The organism is Arthrobacter sp. 01T419 (assembly GCF_056398865.1).
Genome location: NZ_JBFTQF010000001.1, coordinates 63,694 through 81,339 on the forward strand (window position 1 = coordinate 63,694; position 17,646 = coordinate 81,339).

General features: G+C 67.2%; 13 protein-coding genes. All 13 read left to right on the top strand.

Annotated elements, in window-relative coordinates; all coding sequences use genetic code 11:
• The first annotated feature begins 102 nt into the window (after positions 1 to 102).
• Entirely contained in the window at positions 103 to 1,077 is a 975-nt protein-coding gene (locus AC1DLO_RS00290; protein ID WP_476914370.1) for a hypothetical protein, read from the top strand.
• On the top strand, positions 1,077 to 1,799 hold the full coding sequence (locus tag AC1DLO_RS00295) for a hypothetical protein (protein WP_476914371.1): 723 nt from the start codon (positions 1,077 to 1,079) through the stop codon (positions 1,797 to 1,799). Before AC1DLO_RS00290 ends, AC1DLO_RS00295 begins: the two co-directional genes overlap by 1 nt.
• Before the next feature lie 73 nt (positions 1,800 to 1,872).
• Positions 1,873 to 2,679 carry a hypothetical protein gene (locus AC1DLO_RS00300; protein ID WP_476888359.1) on the top strand — a complete coding sequence of 269 codons (807 nt, stop codon included), beginning with the start codon at positions 1,873 to 1,875 and terminating at the stop codon, positions 2,677 to 2,679.
• A complete protein-coding gene (locus tag AC1DLO_RS00305) occupies positions 2,676 to 3,407 on the top strand; it encodes a hypothetical protein (RefSeq protein WP_476888360.1) in 732 nt (243 codons plus the stop codon). The genes AC1DLO_RS00300 and AC1DLO_RS00305 overlap by 4 nt, the downstream gene beginning before the upstream one ends.
• 52 nt (positions 3,408 to 3,459) lie before the next feature.
• On the top strand, positions 3,460 to 3,996 hold the full coding sequence (locus AC1DLO_RS00310; RefSeq protein ID WP_476888361.1) for a hypothetical protein: 537 nt from the start codon (positions 3,460 to 3,462) through the stop codon (positions 3,994 to 3,996).
• The gene (locus tag AC1DLO_RS00315; protein ID WP_476888362.1) at positions 3,996 to 5,012 is read left to right on the top strand and encodes a hypothetical protein; all 1,017 of its coding nucleotides are present in this window, start codon (positions 3,996 to 3,998) and stop codon (positions 5,010 to 5,012) included. The genes AC1DLO_RS00310 and AC1DLO_RS00315 overlap by 1 nt, the downstream gene beginning before the upstream one ends.
• Positions 5,013 to 5,106: 94 nt before the next feature.
• Complete coding sequence (gene mobL / locus AC1DLO_RS00320) at positions 5,107 to 7,383, top strand: relaxase MobL (RefSeq protein ID WP_476914372.1); 2,277 nt, start codon at positions 5,107 to 5,109, stop codon at positions 7,381 to 7,383.
• Between the two features lie 159 nt (positions 7,384 to 7,542).
• Entirely contained in the window at positions 7,543 to 8,082 is a 540-nt protein-coding gene (locus tag AC1DLO_RS00325) for a hypothetical protein (protein WP_071416492.1), read from the top strand.
• Between the two features lie 87 nt (positions 8,083 to 8,169).
• Entirely contained in the window at positions 8,170 to 8,964 is a 795-nt protein-coding gene (locus AC1DLO_RS00330) for a hypothetical protein (protein ID WP_476888364.1), read from the top strand.
• A gap of 25 nt (positions 8,965 to 8,989) precedes the next feature.
• A complete protein-coding gene (locus tag AC1DLO_RS00335; protein ID WP_476888365.1) occupies positions 8,990 to 9,262 on the top strand; it encodes a hypothetical protein in 273 nt (90 codons plus the stop codon).
• A gap of 153 nt (positions 9,263 to 9,415) precedes the next feature.
• On the top strand, positions 9,416 to 11,182 hold the full coding sequence (locus AC1DLO_RS00340; protein ID WP_476888366.1) for an AAA family ATPase: 1,767 nt from the start codon (positions 9,416 to 9,418) through the stop codon (positions 11,180 to 11,182).
• A gap of 132 nt (positions 11,183 to 11,314) precedes the next feature.
• Positions 11,315 to 13,384 (top strand): hypothetical protein, encoded by a 2,070-nt coding sequence (locus tag AC1DLO_RS00345; protein WP_476888367.1) that lies wholly within the window; start codon positions 11,315 to 11,317, stop codon positions 13,382 to 13,384.
• A 125-nt stretch (positions 13,385 to 13,509) separates the two neighbouring features.
• The gene (locus AC1DLO_RS00350) at positions 13,510 to 17,604 is read left to right on the top strand and encodes a type IV secretory system conjugative DNA transfer family protein (protein WP_476888368.1); all 4,095 of its coding nucleotides are present in this window, start codon (positions 13,510 to 13,512) and stop codon (positions 17,602 to 17,604) included.
• Positions 17,605 to 17,646 lie beyond the last annotated feature (42 nt).

A 17,646-nucleotide genomic window follows, 5' to 3' on the forward strand; every position in this document is an offset into this window, starting at 1 on the left:
CGGGCACCGGCCCTTTCTGCGTCCCGATCCGTGCACAGTAACCTGTCGAATGGGGCAGACTCGTTATTGAATGACCATTACAGATAGACTTGGGAGTCATATATGAGGACAACGCGAGAAAGGGCGGGCATCGTGACGAGTGCGGACGATGATGCGCGTGGCAGGGCCGGGGACACGGTCAAGGACGAGGACGGCGCGCCGAAGAAGCTGAAGGCCCCCGCTACCCGCAGGCGGGTCAGCGGGGTCGAACTCGAGGCCCGCTTCGAGGGCTGGCGCTCCGAGCGGCGCGGAGAGCGGCAGGCACGCACTCCGGAGGAGTCGGCGCGGCGGACGCGCCTGGTTTTGAGCGCCGCAATGGGCGTGGCGATCCTCGGGCTCGCGGCGGCCGCGGGATTGAGCGGCAAGGGATTCGAGGCGGAGCACGCGGCCAACGCCGACCGGCTCTCCGCGCTCCAGGTCCAGATCGAGGATGACAGGAGCACTCCCGTCGCCCCGGATCTGCCCGGAAAGATGACGCGGCTGATGGAGGCAGCCGCAAAGGACGCCCAGAAGGTTGCGGAGGCCCAGCAGCGCTTCGCGCAGCTGCACTACGAGGCGGCGACACAGCCCAATGCGGGCAACGGTACGCCGAACGCGGCGACACTGCAGATCGCCGAGCACCGCCGGACGCTGGCACCCCTGTTCAGCCCGCGCTCGTTCCTGGCCGACGAGAAGGGGGCCTACTCCTGGACCTCTGTGACGCCGTTCGACCCGAGCACGCAGATCGACCCGCGGTTCCCCTGGTACGTGCGCTACGAGGGTTTGAAGGCTTCCTCGCCCGGAGCATACGCATGGTCGATCGAGTCGGTAATGCCGGACCTCGCCACCCAGGACGCCACGGGCACCACGGGCACGGCGCGGGTGATCTGGCTGTGCCGGGACACCGCGGGTGGACAGGTGCTGGCGTGGGCGAACGCGGCCTACTCCTACGACGGGAAGGCCGGGACTTTCGCGGATCTCAAGGTCGTGGTGACCGCCGCCGGCGCGGAGCACCAGCAGGGCGCATCGACGACGGGCAACGGAAGCGGAGAGGGCTGATGATGCAGGAGCAGCAGATTGACGGCACGGACGAAACGGCAGCGCCGGAACCGGGCTTCATGCGGCGCAACGCCCTGGTGGTCGGGGTCGCGGTACTGCTGGTTACCGCCGTGACGGTGACCGGCCTGACATGGGGGTCCCAGCGCGGCGCACTGGATCAGCAGCAGCGGAGGATCACGGGCCTTCAGGGTCAGCTTGCCTCGGTCGGGACCGCGAAGTCCGAGCAGGTCGAGCAGGATGTCATGCAGTCGCTCGGCGTGAGCCAGAGCCGGATCCACGACGACACGCAGATCGTGGACCGCCTGGTGAAGACGGCATTCACCTGGGACTCCGGCCAGGCCTACGAGGCCGCTCGCCGGGACCTGAAAGAGCGCTACCACCTGTCCGAGGACGAGCAGTTCCTGAAGCAGTTCATGCCGCCGGCGCGCTTCAACGAAGACGCCTCGGGCAAGCGCTACTACTACATCGACACCCAAGGGCTGAACTCGGCGGTCAATGCCGACGCGGACCTCGAGGTCGTGAAGGTCACCGCGGACGAGTACACGTATGCCGTGCAGGTCGAGGTTGCGGCTACCTCCGATGCGGTGTCCCAGAACAAGGTGGCACCGGATCGGGTCAAGTCGTACCGGACCGTGCTGGTGTACCTCACCGTCGACGCGCAAGGGAAGGTCTCTGGTCTGTCCGCCATTCCCGCTGGCGGTTCGACTCATCATTCCAGATGATCCAACTCCCTTTCGACTCATCTTCTTGATAGAGTTGTACTGGTATTCGAGACGAAGAGCGAGTTGAGGGTCAATGGCATCGACAAAGATCGGCGAGTCGGGTGTGCAGGCTGACAAGCCTGTCCGCAAGACCCGCTTCGTGGCCGCGCCGGACGCCGGTGCGGCACCGGGCGACGCCGACCCCACTAGGGACGGAAATGTCCCGGGTGCACTGATGAGCCGCCGGGCGGCCATCGGGGGGGTGTGCATGGGGGCAGCTGCGCTGCTCTGCTTCCTGGCCGGCGCAGGTCTCTCTGGTGGCGAGGCCACCGTCAGCCACGACAAGGCTCAGCAGATCGTCTCCCTTCGCGAGCAGATCCGCACCGCCGAGGTGCGCACCGACGCCCTCCCGGAGGCCAAGGACGCTGACCGCGCCCTGGTCACCGCACAGGGAGCTGCGGAACAGATCGCCCGGTTGCAGAACGAGTACCGCCACCTGACACCCTCGGTGGCGGACTCGGGCGGGACGCTGGACCAGGCTGCCGCCGAGCCGACGCGCCGGAACCTCACCCCGTACTTCGCCCCCGACGTCGGGCAGGCCACGCTCCAACCCTGGTACCTGCTGGCCTCCGACAAGGACGTCGCCGCGGGCAACGAGATTCCGATGAGCTTCGACTCCGGCTTCAAGTGGGTCGCCCAGCGCCCTTACTCGGTCGAGGTGGACGGCACGATCCGGGTCACCTGGTTGGCGGTGCAGACCCGCCCGGCGGCCGGGCAGGCCCCGGCGGTACTGGCCTGGGCCCGGGCTGACTACGACATGACCCGCAAGAGCTTCTCCGGGGTCCAGACCGGAACGACGACCACGGGCGAGGCCCTGCGGCAGGAGGTGAAGGCACCGTGATCGAGGACGTGAAGGACTGGGTGCGCGCGAGGGCCGGGAAGGTCCTGGTCTGCAGCACCGGAACGCTGCTGGCGCTGTCGCCGCTCTCTCTGGCCCCGGCACTGCTGGCCGACGGTTCGGCGGACGCCGACGCCAAGGCCGACCAGCTCATCGTCCAGCTCCAGGGCAAGCAGGAGGACGCGCAGGCGGCACTTGAGACCAAGCACGCCCGGTTGCTGGCTGCCCTGCCGGGGATGGATGCCGAGCGGGCCGACCGGGACCGGGCCGCAGCGCGCTCGGTGCTGCTGAGCCTGACGGATTCCTCGGCTGCCTCGCGGACCGTCAAGGAGACGCAGGCCGACCTCGACGCCCGGTACGCGTTTCTCGGGACCTCGTCCCGGATCCTCACCGAGTTCATCCCGGAATGGATGGCAGCGACCGGTGCCGGAAAGGGCGCGGGGACGGCGTACCAGCTGGCCGACTTCGACGTCGACGTTGCCGCGGTGAAGGGCCTGGACTACTCCTACATCGGAGTGGCGCGCCTGGACCCGGTCTCCGCCGACGGCAAGTCCACGGCCAAAAGTGAGTACGTGGTCTTCACCTTCGCCACCGGACAGGACGGCACGGTCGCCTCGTTCGAAGCGTACCGGGCCTCGGGCCGGACGCGGGACCAGCTTGTCGCGCAGAGGCCGCCTGCCTCTGCTTCACCGGCCGAGACCGCCAGCCCCGGACCCAGCCACAGCGGCTGACCGGCGGGACACCCGCACAAACACGACACGACAACAACGAAGGACGAGACGAATGACGATCCAGACTCTGGACAAGACCGGCAGCGCGACCGAGCACGAAGCCCGGGTGGAGGCTGCCACTGCAGTCCCCGTCGAGAAGGCCGCGGCCAAGCCGAAGCCCGGGCGTGGCCCTTCGAAGCTGGCCGGCGCGCTGCGCCGTCTGGCCCCCGGGAAGGGCTCCGGCGGATCGCCGGTGCTGATCTGGGCGGTGTTCTTCCGCTCGGTCGTGCTCATCGCCGACTACGTGCTGGCCTCAATGACTGCGATGGTCGTGATCCCGATGCTCGGCGCGTGGCTGCACCGGCAGTCGGGCGCAGCAAGCGGCGACCTGACCATGGCCGGGACCGTCGCGATGTGGATCGCCCCGCTGCTGTTTGTGGTCCTGTTGCTGGCCGCCGCGGAGATCGCCGCGATGCGCGGGATGTGGCGCTGGTCCACCCGCCGGATCCGGGCTGTACGCGACGCCCGCACCCCGGCGCTGGCCCCGGCCACCTCCGCCCCCAGGACCACCCGCCCAAGCAAGAAGACCAACCGGAAGAGGAGCAACTGATGCGCACTGCTGGACTGATGATGAATGACGTGTGGGCCGACCGGGCCCTGCGGGAGCGTGGCGTGCAGGCGCACCGCTACGACGGCCTCGATGCCCAGATCGGGGTGCTGGTCGACTCTGTCGAGCTCAAGCACCGCGGCAAGGAGGAGAACTACCGGCCCTACCTGCACGTCGTGGGCGAGCTGCGCTCGATCACTCCCGCCGAGCCGCTTCCGTACGGGATCACCCAGGTGACCTACTCGCACGGCCAGGGCGAGAAGGTCGACGCCTTCTACGAGTTCGACGACGAGCAGCTGGTCGCACTGGCGGCCAAGGGCTACTTCAGCCCTTCGTTCACTGTGCCCGACCAGCTCACGGGGATCGAGTGGGAGCTGCCCGCCAGGGCGGATGCCCTCGTGCTCACCCCGTCCGGGGACCAGGCCGATGCCCCCGTGGTCTTCATGAACGTGCACCGCATCGCCGATCTCGAGATCGACCTGGCCTCCACCGAGTACGACCTGGCGGCCTACTTCGCTGATCGCTCCAAGGATGGTCATGGTCCGGTCGAGTCCGTCGTTGACCAGCGGGGCCTGCGGGCCCGCTCCGACGCGATCAACTCGCTGTTCAGCGAGGACGAGCTCGACTTGGTCGCGCAGGCGGAGAACCTCCAGCGGCCGGAGGCACAGCAGCCGGCTGCCAAGGGCGTCACCGCGCAGTTACTGGCGGTCGAGGCCGAGATCACCGCGGAGCGCAAGCAGTATCAGGCTGAGCTGGAGCGCACTGAGGGCACGCCCGAGCACCTGTACCACCAGCGTGTGGCCCCGGCCCTGCACCTGGACGGACCGGAGGATGCTGCCGCCCCTGCGGACGCGGAGCCGGATGCCGGCGCGACCCACGATCTGGACTTTGGTCTGGATGAGGAGGCCACCGGGCAGGAGGTGCCCGCGCCGACGCTCGAGGAGCGCAAGCGCGAGGCCTCCCGCCACGCCGCCGACCTCGACTTCGGCGAGGAAGACGGGCACGGTCTGGGCCACTGAGGCCGAGGCGGGCAGAGCAGTCAGGACGGGCCCCGGTCGCTGGAGGACAGCGGCCGGGGTTCTGTGCATCCACACGACGGAGGGATGAGGCGGGATGGGCCTGAAGCAGTCAGTGGTCATCGTCAATGAGTTCAGTGTGCCGCTGCCCGGCGGCAAGGGGTCCCGGGGCGGCACCCCCGGCGACTACGTCACCCGGTACATGGCGCGCGAGCAGGCGACTGAGTCGCTCGCGCCGATCCAGCGGCTGCGCACGGACGACTTCATCCTGCGCTACATGGCCCGCGAGAGCGCGGTCGAGCGCGCAGGGACGAGCAGGGTCGAGGCCAAGACGACAATGCGCCAGGCCCAGGGCGATGGCGGCGTGGCCTTCGGCTACGGCTCAGTGTCGCTCTCCGACGAGCAGCTGCGGGCTGCGTCCCGGGACATCCAGAAACACTTCGAGAGCGGCAAGACGGTGCTGAAGACTGTGCTCTCCTTCGATGAGGAATACCTGAAACGGCACCGCATCGTCGGCGAGGACTTTCACTGCGAAGGCCGCGGGGACTACCGCGGCCACATCGACCAGATGAAGCTGCGGATGGCGATCATGCACGGGCTGGAGCGGATGAGCTCGGGCACGAGCGGTTTCGACGACCTGCGCTACGTCGGCGTGATCCAGGTCGACACCGAGCACGTCCACTGCCACCTGGCGATGGTCGACGCCGGACACGGCCACCTGGCCAAGGACGGCACCCAGCGGGGCAAGCTTCTGGACCGGCACAAGTCCCGGTTGCGGCGCGGCGTGGACGCCTGGCTGGACGAGAAGCAGGCCGTCGCGCACCTGTCCAGCGCCGTCGGTTACGAGCGCAGGAACGTGACGACCTTCATCAAGCGCTGGGCACACGAGCGCATGCGCTCAGAGGCCCTCCCCCAGTTCCTGCTGGCCTGCCTGCCCGCCGACCGCTCGCTGTGGCGCGCCGGAACCAACGATCTGCGGATGCGCAAAGCCAACCGTCTGGTCTCCGAGCTGGTGGCCGAGCAGCTGGAGCGGCCGGGCTCTCCGCTGCCGGCGGCGATGGAGAGGGTCGTGGAGTACGCCAATCAGCGCCGGGAGGCCGAGGGTCTGCCCACCGACGCGTGGCAGCGCCTGGTCGACGCGGGCCGCAACCAGATCACCGAGCGGGCGGTCAACGGGGTCTACCAGATGCTGCGCGCCCTGCCCGAGGAGGAGCTGCGGGTGCGTACGCCGATGCTTGAGGTGATGGGTATGGACTACGCCGAGATGGCCGCCCTGGCCGCAGAGCGCCAGCAGCAGCACGGCAGCTCGGAGGACGATGTCGTCTCCTTCGGCTTCCGGCTGCGCAGCTATGCCTCCCGCCTGCAGCATCACAAGTCCAAGGCCAGCGCCTACCGCGACCTGGCCCGGCAATGGGAGCGTGCCGAGAAGGCCGAAGTGGCCGTAGAGGACTCCCGGCCGCTCTACGACTTCTACCGCTACGAAGAGGACTGGCACCGGCGGGTGATGAGCAAGTACCAGCACTTCCTGCCGTTTGTCGGCGACGCCAGCCAGTGGTACGCCCAGCAGCAGGAGGTCGCCGCGTACGGCCAGCGCCTGCTCTCGCTGATGGCGCTGCGCCAGGACGCCTCGCTGCAGCGGATGAAGGACGCCGACCAGGCCGAGGAGATGGGCCGCGAGATCTACGGCCAGCCCGGCGGACGGCACCTGACCGCGGGCAAGGCCGGACGGGCGGTGCTGGACGCGCGCATCGAGACGATGAAGCAGGTCTACGACGAACGGCTCCAGGAGCTGCGCACCGACCTGGCCGACTCGGGGCTGGTGCTCGTCGCCGGTCCTGCTGACCAGCGCAGCGCCGTCGCCGGCGGGGATCCGGAGGTCTCCACCCAGCTGTCGATCGAGACGGGGACGGTGCACCCCTTCGACGAGGTCAAGGCACTGGACCTGCATCACCTGGGCTACGACTTCGTGGCCGATGTCGAGATCGGCGAGCGGGCACGGCGGGAGTTCACCGCAGCCGCGGCCGAACGCCGCCGGCTGCTGCTGGGGGCCATGGAGTTCCTCGACCAGTCAGGCCAGTCCGAGGCGATCGCCGACCTCCCTGTCGACGACATCGCCGCGATGACCCGGGTCTCGCGGGAACTGGTTCCGGTGGAGGACGGCTCCACGCGGCCGGTTCTGCGTTCGAGGATCGCGGCGCTGCGCGAAGAGCAGGAACAGGCGGCCGGGATGCGCCGTTCGAAGGCCTCCTCGCTCGACGCCGGCCTGGTGGTGCGTGTCCAGCAGCGGGTCGACGCCGCGGTGGCTGGTGCCGGGGTCCTCCCCGGCCCCGAGCAGGAGCCGGCAGGCCGGTCCGACGGCATCCAGCACGAGTAGGGACACGAGTCGAAAGATCATTCCAATGGTTGCGGAATGCTCTATAGGAGTATTAGTGTATAGAGCAGTTCGGCAGGCACTTCGGGGCTTTGCTCGGACGACGTGAATGATCAAGGCCGTTCTGCCGAGTGGCGGACGGAACGACGAAAGGACGAGATCATGGCACTTCTCAAGGGCAAGGGCGCAATGACCGGGGTCAACCTCATCGCCAAGGTCTATGACAACGGCGCGACCAAGGACGGCAAGTCGCACTACGCCGACATCCAGGTCGACGCCCGCGACTCGCGCGGACCGGAGCAGAGCAACCTGCACCTGAAGTCCGAGCGCGTGAAGGGCCCGGACGGCAAGGAGCGCTTCGCCAACACCGCCCCCTACTCGGTGGGCCAGCTGGAGGAGATCGTCAAGGCCGCGGGCCCGAATACGGAGCCGCTGCTCAACAAGGACGGCGAGAAGGTCGGCACCGTCTACGGCTTCAAGGGCAACGTGATGCCGGCCTCGCGCGGCACCGGTCTGGTGGTCAACACCAAGTCCGTGGAGGCCAGCGACTTCAAGGTCGACGCCAAGACCCTGGACAACCAGTTCGCCTCCATGAAGGCGGCCAAGGAGGCCCAGGCGGCTGCCAAGCAGAGCCAGGCCGGTCCGGAGCAGACCGCCCAGGCCGAGCAGGTCGTCGAGGCCGAGGCCCCCGCGGTCGGCTGACACCGATCCACGGCTCAGCAGAACTCATTGAAAGGCCCCCGGAGAGACCTCTCCGGGGGCCTTTCGCATAGAGAGGAACGAATCATCATGGCAGATCTCAGTAAAGGTTCCCAGGGCCGACCGGAGCACGGCCAGCGCCCGACGTCGTACACGCCCGAGCAGCTGGCGGCGATCCGCGGGGCCACCCCCGATACCGGAGAGCAGCGGGGCCCGAGCTCGCAGGCGGGCCTCGGCGCGGTGCGGGGTCCCCGATACAGCGTGCCCTCCTCCCCCGCTCCCGGCCAGCCGGGCTCGAGGTTCAACCCCAACGTGGTCGAGCGGCGGCCGCGCCCGCAGGCTGAGCCGGCACCGGGGATGATCACCTCAGCGGATGTGCCGAAGCCGGAATCGTCCAGGCAGGAGCAGCCCCAGGCGAAGCAGGCCCATGCCGGCGGCACGGTTCAGGGTCCGGTGAAGGTCCCGCTCACCCAGCGGGCCGCCCGGTCGAAGGTCGGACAGGCCGTGCAGTCCGAGGGCCTCCGCGAGGGAGCCAGGCGGCTCGGCACCGAGGCCATGCGGGATTCCGCGGCCCACACCCAACGTGCCCAGCAGTCCGGTGCATCGACCAGGGGCGTCGCCGCCAGCGCCGCCAGGGGAGCTGCCGTGGGTGCAGCCCGCGGGCTGCACACGGAGCTGGCCGGACATGGCGGACAGAAGGCCCCCCAGGGCTCCGCTGCCGGGGCGGAACTGGTCGGGCGGATGGGCTCGGTTGTCGGCCGTGGTGCTCAGGAGCAGCTGCCGGGCACCACGCCGCAGGGACGGAAGCCGGTCAGCGAGAGGTACGACTACCAGTTCGAGGGCCAGGGCGGGCCCGAGGGCACCGAGCAGCAGCGCGGGGCCTGAGACAGGCACGGAGGAGGAGAAGGCTATGGCGACGAACGATCCCAGCCCACTGAGCGGAACGAGCCTGCTGGAGCTGGGCCTGGACGAGATCACGGCCCCGGACGAGGGCAAGGACATATGGGCCGAGGCCGGGCGCGCACTGGTCGACCGCGTGGGTGCCTCGATGCGTCAGCAGCGGGAGGCGAACGAGCGGGCACGGCGCGACCGGGAGTCCAGCAGGCCGCTGAGCGAGCGGTACGACTACCAGTTCGAGCAGGATGGAGCTTCGTCCCAGGAGGACCGCCAGCAGGGGCTGTGACAGCACCCCTACGGAGTGAATGGCCAGGAGGCCCCCGGATATGAGTCCGGGGGCCTTTCGCCGTCCTATCACAGTCGTGCCGAATGGTGTCATGATAGACTTTCGACTGATCTATCAGATGAATTCAAGTCTTGGCGAGAGGTCTTCCACGGCATGTTCCATGAAGTGCACCTGAATGAGGGCTATCCGCTCCTGTCGAAGCTGTCGGACCCGCTCAAGAGGGCCGAGCGCGAGATCGTCGGCCGCGAGCACGAGAAGCTCCAGCTGCTGGCCTCGATGAGCAGGCCGGAGCTGTGCAACGCCCTGCTCCTGGCCGAGGCAGGTACGGGTAAGACCGCTCTCGTCCAGGCCACGATGGCCGCTGATGCCGAGCGGCTCTATCTCGAGGTCGATCCGTCCCGGATGATCTCCGAGGCCGGCGACTCGAACCGCATGGCCGCCATGCTCAAGGGCTTCTTCGACGAGGCCGAGCACTTCGTGGCGGACGAGAAGCAGGAGCTGGTCCTGTTCATCGACGAGTTCCACCAGATCATCCAGCTTTCCGACGCTGCGGTTGAGGCGATCAAGCCGGTGCTGGCGGCCTCCGGGGCACGCGGCATCCGAATCATCGCCGCGACGACCTATGACGAGTTCCACAGGCACATTGCGCCGAATCAGCCGCTGGTTGAACGGCTGCAGCGCATCAACCTGACGCCGCCGGACCAGGAGACGACGATCCGGATTCTGCAGGGCATGGCCGAGCACTACGACGTCGCCGACCAGTTCTACGACGATCACATCTACCGGCAGATCTATGAGTACACCGAGCGCTACATGCCGGCGAGCTCGCAGCCGCGCAAGTCGATCCTGGTGCTGGACAGCATGGTTGGCTGGCACCGCCTCACCAAGCGGGCGCTGGACCGCGATCTGCTCTCGGACGTGCTCCAGGAGTCCCTGGGCGTCAACGTTGCCTTCAAGGTCGACGGCGCGAAGATCAAGGAGCAGCTGGACTCGAAGGTGTTCAGCCAGGACCTGGCCACGCGTGCGGTCGCGCGGCGGCTGCAGCTGTCGGTCGCGGACCTGAACGACAAGGGCCGGCCGGAGGCCTCGCTGCTGTTCACGGGATCGACCGGCGTGGGTAAGACCGAGCTTGCCAAGCAGCTGGCACGGCTGCTCTTCGGTGACGACCAGCGCCACCTGATCCGCTTCGACATGTCCGAGTACGCCCAGGACTCCTCGATGGACCTGTTCCGCTCCGAGCTGACGAAGCGGGTCTGGGACCTCTCGCACGCCGTACTGCTGTTCGACGAGGTCGAAAAGGCCTCGGCGATGGTCACCCGCCTGCTGCTGCAGGTGCTCGACGACGGCCGGCTCTCCGACGACAACAACCGCGAGGTCAGCTTCCTGAACACCTACATCGTCATGACGACGAACGCAGGCTCGGAGATTTACAAGACCATCGCGCAGTACGCGGCCGACGACACGGGCTCGGGCGAGCAGCTGCTGAAGTACGACAAGCTCATCCGCCGCTCGATCACCGAGACCTCGGCGGATAACCGCTTCCCGCCCGAGCTGTTGGGCCGTATCGACGCCATCGTCCCGTTCCAACCGCTCTCTGAGGACACGCAGCGCAAGATCGTGCGCAACAAGCTGCGCCACATGGTGCAGGAGGTCCTCATCAAGCACAACGTGCGGGTGGACATCGACCAGAGGGTCCTGCAGTACCTCATTGACGACAAGGGCGACACCGACTCCAATGCCGGCGGTGCCCGTGGCGCGGTGGCGAAGATGACCGACGAGGTCACCACCGGAGTGGCGACGTTCATCAACGAGCATCCCTCTGAGCGGCGGATCCGGATCGACGTCGTCGGCGAGCTGGCGAGCGACCACAAGGACATGCTCACCTCCGATGCGTGCATCGAGGTGAGCGCCGTGCGCTGATCTGCGCCAGCGGTCATTGTGGGCCATTCGGCGTCGTGTCGAATTGTCTATCATTGCACCTATCGACTCATAAGCGATAGGATACTCATATACCAGACGAACTGCGTTTCATCATCGAAGGGATCGACACCAATGGGCATTCTGGGCACGGCTGCGGGAAGCCGGAACAAGGATCGGAAGAAGAAGCCTGACGAGCTGCTGTCGTCCGTGGTCAGGGAGACGGCGATCCCCGCAGCAGTCGAACTGCTGCGGTCGAACGCGAAGTTCGTCTTCCCCAGCGGCACGGCGTGGGTCATGCTCGTGCTGGCCGCCGAGTCCATCGGCGGGCTGAGCAAGCGGCACGGCCGCGACGAGGCGAAGGGCTCGCTCATCGAGCTCATTGACTCCGACCAGATCAAGACCGTCGCCACGGCAGAGATGTTGGGCGAAGAGGTCTTCGGCATCATCCCCAACACGGAGACGCTTGCGCGCATGGAGGAGTACTCGCTCCTGGCTGGCGCGGAGTACTCCTGGGCCGTCGTCTGGCAGAAGCCCAGCGGCGAGCTGCTGGTGGACCTGGTCGCCGAGGCCACGTTCAAGCAGGCCCAGGAGGTCGCTTCCGGCACGCTGAGCCTCGAGGAGGCTGTCGGAGCGCAGGCCTGGCGCGAACACAGCGGCGTCACCACCGACGAGCCCGGGACCCGTCCCGCGGCGGACGCGGACGCTGTTGCTGCCGTGGATACCGCCGACGAGGGTGACCCGATCTTCGACTCGATCTCCGGCGAGGACGAGGGTGCCGGTGACGAGCCGGTCTTCGACGCTGCGGGCGATGAGCCCGTGTTCGACGACGAAGCCGTCGACTTCGGAGACGAGGACGCGGCCCCGGTTGCGGTGGAGCCGGAGCCCGGCTTCGACGGCACGGCCGGCTTCGAGGAGTTCGACGAGGAGTCCGGTCCCGTGACCGCCGACGATACGGCGTACGCCCCGGCCGAGGAGGAAGCCGTCCTGCTGGAGAACCAGGAGCAGGTGCGCGAGGTCATCGCCCGCCGCTTCCTCTCCGAGGACCTGGACCTCGACGTGCGCCTGGACGAGTTCAATGCGACCTTCGCCATCGGCGCGCCGGTCGTGCAGATCGAGGTGCCGCAGGGTGCGACCGAATGGCTCGGCGACCAGGTCGCCCAGCTCAACCGGCAGGCCAACGCCGACCTTGCCCAGCTGCGGTGGGCGCACGAGGACGAACTGCGCACGCTGTACGTGAACCTCATGTCGTTCCACGTCGAGCAGGTCATCCGTGACGTGGCCACAGACCGCGAGGGCTCGCGCTACAAGGCACTCAAGGACGGCACCGAGGCGGCGCACCGCGAGCGGGAGTCCGAGAAGGAACAGCGGATCCGCACCCGCAAGGCCGAGATCGTCCAGGACTACGAGGCCCAGGCGAAGAAGCTCGCCGAGCAGGCCGCCCTCCAAGCGGAGATCCAGTACAAGGAGCGCAACCGGTCCCGCATGGAGCGCGAGCAGGCCGACGCCGTCGCCGAGATCGAGCGGGTGCTCGAGAACTCCTACTCGCACGACCGCCAGGAGATCCTGCGCGTGCGCCGCTCCGACGCCGCCCTGAAGATGCAGGTCGGTACTACGCGGATCTTCGAGGTCCTGGCCGAGAAGCAGAAGGCCTACCTCGAGGCCGAGGAGCAGCGTCTGGGGCAGTGGAAGGCCGAGATCCAGCGGATCGTCGACGACAACCGCAAGGCGGACATCGCCCAGGCCGAGGCTCTGGCAGAGCACCAGCGCACCACCGACGAGATCGGCGTCCTGCGCCGCGAGCAGGAGGCGCTGCTGGAGTCGATCCGCAACGAGCACGCCGACCGCATCCGCCGGATGGAGGACGAGCTCGACCGCAACCGCAAGGACGCGATCACCCAGATGCAGGCCCGCGAGACGGAATGGCAGCACAGCCTGTCCCTCGAGAAGGAGAAGACGGACTCGGCCACGCAGCGCAACACGGACCTGCTGCAGCAGATGGAGGTTGTCGAGGACTCGGTCAAGCGCCGTTACGAGGCGCGGCTGGAGGAGATGGCTGCGGACAAGGAGTCCTACGCCAGCGAGCTGGCAAGGGCTTCGGAGATCCAGAGCCGCTACAACAAGATGCTCATCGCCCTGATTGTCGCGCTGCCCGTGCTCGGCGGCCTCGCCGGCTTCATCGGCGGGGCAGCCATGGGCGGCTGAACCGACTCGGAGATCGACGGGGTTTGACGGCGCATGGGGCTCGCACCCCGTGCGCCGTCGGCGTCTTCCGGGATCACAACAGGCGCAGGACACACAGACACACGCGGAAACAGGTAGGGAGAACCATGGCAGGCAGCAAGCGCAGGGCGGCACGGCCCAAGGCCAGCGGCTGGGAGAAGATCTCGGCGCGTCGGCCGGAGGAGACGCTGACGAACCGGGACGTCTATGAAGACCAGCAGCTGGACCGCGGCGAGCGGCTGAGCAAGAAGTCGAACACGTCAGGCCTCGTGCTCGCCGGCGTCGCTGGCCTGCTGGTCGCGATCGTGGCGTGGGTGCTGTACTCGGTCATTGCTACGGCAGTGCTCACGCTCGGGGCGACGATGGGCGGTGGCCTGGGCGGAAACAGCAGCGGAAAGCCGGACTCGTACTACGTGGAGGACACCACGACAGGCCAGGGCGGGGCCCCGATGACGTGCTACCGCGCCGTCAACGAAAAGGGTAACCCCGAGATCGGCTCGAAGTGCTACCCGGATCTCAAGGACGTCCCGGTGCCAGCGTGGTGGACCCACGCAGGCAGCGCCGCCCAGGACGCCCCAAAGGCTGACCAGGGGGCCACGCCCACGGCGACGAACGTTGGCGGGCAGCTGGGGTCCGTCACCGGGTTCAAGCTCTTCCTGACGCTGGGATCGGGCGCGCTGGTCATGATCGTGATCTCCACCTGGACCGGACGCCAGGTCGCCAAGCACAACGCGACGGTCGACCACACGGACATCAACGACCACCGCAACGACCAGCACATCGCGCTGCCGGAGGAGGTCCAGCAGAACTACGACTGGTTCCCGGACGCCGGTGCGCACTCGGGGGTGCAGGTCAGCTCGATGATCAGTCACATGATGCTCAGCAAGAAGGGGCTGGGCACGGTCAAGGTCTCCCGGCGCGCAGAGTCCGACGTGATTGACCAGGACGGCAACATCGTCTACTACAAGGGTGAGGTCATGGACGGCGACGACGGCGAGCCGCTGGTCGAGACCCTGCCGCTGATCGACGAGGAGTTCGGCGAGGCGCTCTTCGACGCCTCGGGCCTGCCCCGGGACAAGCGGCTGCGCCGGAAGTATGACGCAACGGTGATCCCGTACAACCCGCCGACCGAGGAGAGCCGGCGCAAGGCCAAAGAGGCGAAGGACCCTGGGAAGCTCCAGGGCGCGAACCGTGACAAGCTCGGGCCCTACCGTACGGTGTCGGACCTGATCACCGATGACTGGGAGTTCCCGGCGTACGAAGTCCAGCGCCCTGCCGGTGCCTACATCGTCGACACTGCTCCCGTGAACACGATGGTGCTGGCCATCACCAGGGCGGGCAAGGGCCAGACCTACATCGAGCCGATGATCGATATGTGGTCGCGGGAGAAGAAGCCCTCGAACATGGTCATCAACGACCCCAAGGGCGAGCTGCTCGTCAAGAATTACATCCCGCTGGTCACGCGCGGCTTCGAGCCGGTGCAGTTCAACCTGATCAACGCGATGAAGACCGACATCTACAACCCGCTGGGCATGGCCGCCGACGCCGCCCGCGAGGGCGACTCGACCAAGTGCGCGCTCTACATCGAGAACATCGGCGAGGTTTTCTTCCCGCTGGACGGCGGTGAGGACCCGGTCTGGCCGAACGCGGCGAACAACGCCTTCAAACGGGCCGCCTACGGTCTCATCGACTACTACCTCGAGGAGGAGCGTGAGCTGCGCGAGTACGCAGCAGCCACCGGCATGGACCCGGGCACGCTGGAGCAGCGGCTGGACGACATGTGGGGAAAGGTCACGCTGTACAACTGCTACCAGCTCTTCGTGCAGCTGACCTCGAAGAAGTGGAAGAACCCCGCTGCCGAGCTGGAGAAGCGCATCAAGAACGGCGAGTTCGAAGAGGACGAGGACGCCCTGGCCGAGGAGCAGGCCAAGGTCGCCGAGAAGGACTTCCTATGGGAGGGCAAGGCCGAGCAGGACCTGCTCACGCTCTACTTCAACGCCACCCAGGCCCTGCCGCGCAACTCGATGCGCACGCTCGTCGGCAACGCCCACAACGCCCTGGTCGCCATGGCCGGTGCGGAGAAGATGATGTCCTCGGTCTACGGCATCGCGATCACGGGCATGAGCTTCTTCACCGACCCGACGATCTCGACCCTGACCTCGGGTAAGCCGAGCCAGAACACTGACCTGGCGGGCCTGTCCTTCCCGCGGCGGCTGGGCGTGCGGTTCTCGCCGAACTTCATGAAGCGCGACCACCTGCTCGGCCAGATGGCGAGCTGGTCGGCGTACGCGGACCCGATGTTCATCCAGAACCTTGGCAAGGACTTCGAGCACTCGGAGATTGTCGGCCGCGTGGGCTGGGCTCGCTACAACTTCAAGGGAATCTTCCCCGGCGACGAGGCCTGGCTGAAGCTGGAGCTGAAGAACCCGCAGAGCGGCATGCTCGTGCGCACTTTCTACTTCCACTTCCGCAAGAGCTACCAGCTCTCCCTCAACGGCCGGCACTTCGTGGTCGAGCCGGTCACCGGCAAGAAGATCGTGAAGAACGGCGTGCTGCGCGAGCTGCGGCCGGTGCGCGAGGGCGGCACCCGCGACGGGAAGATCCTCTCGTTCCAGCCCGGCGACACGACCTTCCCGAGCCGCAAGCTGGACTTCTCCGGTGGCGGGCACCCCGAGGAGGTCGAGGTCCGGGCGCGCGCGATCACGCAGACGATGGCGCGGTACTCGGAGTCGCCCAAGGCGGTCTTTCTCGTCACTCCCCCGCACCTGATGAAGTACGCCAAGCTGATCCTGATCCTGGTCAAGCAGCTGGTGGACGTCTCGTTTGACCAGTCGTACATGACTAAGTCGAACCAGAAGCCGCTCTACCGCACCCGGTTCATGCTCGACGAGCTCGGCAACCTGCAGTCCGACGGCAACGGCATCGCCGGCTTCGAGACCATGCTCTCCATCGGCCTCGGCCAGGAGCAGCAGTTCACGCTTATCCTGCAGACGCTGCAGCAGCTGCGCGACGTCTACGGCGAGTCGGTCGACAAGATTGTGCAGGGGAACACGAGCAACATCGTCTTCCTCAAGTCGACCGACGACTCGATGATTGAGACGCTGGAGAAGATGAGCGGCAAGACTCACCGTACCCACGCCAGCTCGAAGCAGATCACGCAGAACCTGGACAAGGTGGTCGGCGGGAAGACGGACGGAGCGATTTCGCGCACCTGGTCGACGGAGGAGGAGCCGCTGATCAAGTACAACGATTTCGCCTTCCTCTCGCCGCGCAACTCGATCGTGCTGCGCGCCGGCGACGCGCCGGTCTGGAACCGCAACGAGACGATCCTGCCGATGTCATTCAAGCTGCTCGGCAACACGATCACCCACCCGGGGCACGAGTACTCGCTGCAGACGATCCCCACGCTCAGCTCCGCGATGGAGTTCGACGTGCGCATGAACCAGCCGGACTTCGTCAAGATGCTCGACAAGCGCATGGCCCAGGCGGTCAGGGCGGCCGACGCCAAGACGCTCTACCAGGAGACGTACGACTACAAGGACATCGACATCGAGCGCCTCGACCCGGACGTCTACTCGGACGAGGTCATGGAGGTCATCACGCGGATGGTTTTCACCGACGAGAGTGGCGATCCCAACGCCCCGGTGGTCGTGGACCCGGACGACTACGAGGCCATGATGCTGGGCAACGACGAGGAGTTCCTGGAGGACGTGGAGGTGGCCGCGACCGTGGCTGCCCACCAGGCGACGCAGAAGGACCACAAGCGCCTGGTCTACGCCGAGGGCACGGTCAGCAAGGAGATGCTGATCAATCTCGACGGCTCGGCGAAGGTCAAGGCCCTGGACCTTGAGATTGGTGAGGCGTACAAGACCGCGCTGGTGGAGATGCAGCGGGACCGCGAGCACTTCTCAGTCGGCGGGGACGGCGAGCTGCGCAGCGCCGACGGGTCAAAGACCTACATCAGCCAGGTCCGTTCCGATGCCTACACCGACGCCGCCCGCAGGATCAACGGCCAGATCAGCGACGAGGGCTCGCGCGTGTTCGCCGAGCAGGACGTGACCGAGGAGGATCTGCGGTCGCTGGCCACGGTCAAGGTGCACGCCGCCTTTTACACGTACCTGGCCTCGCTGCCCAGCTGGGAGGTCCTGGCCGACGGGGCTTTCGACCGGGCCATGGCCGTAGAGATGAAGTCCCGGGGGTAGTGCCAGCGGGTCTATTCGCTCCGTGCCGGGACAGTCGATGCA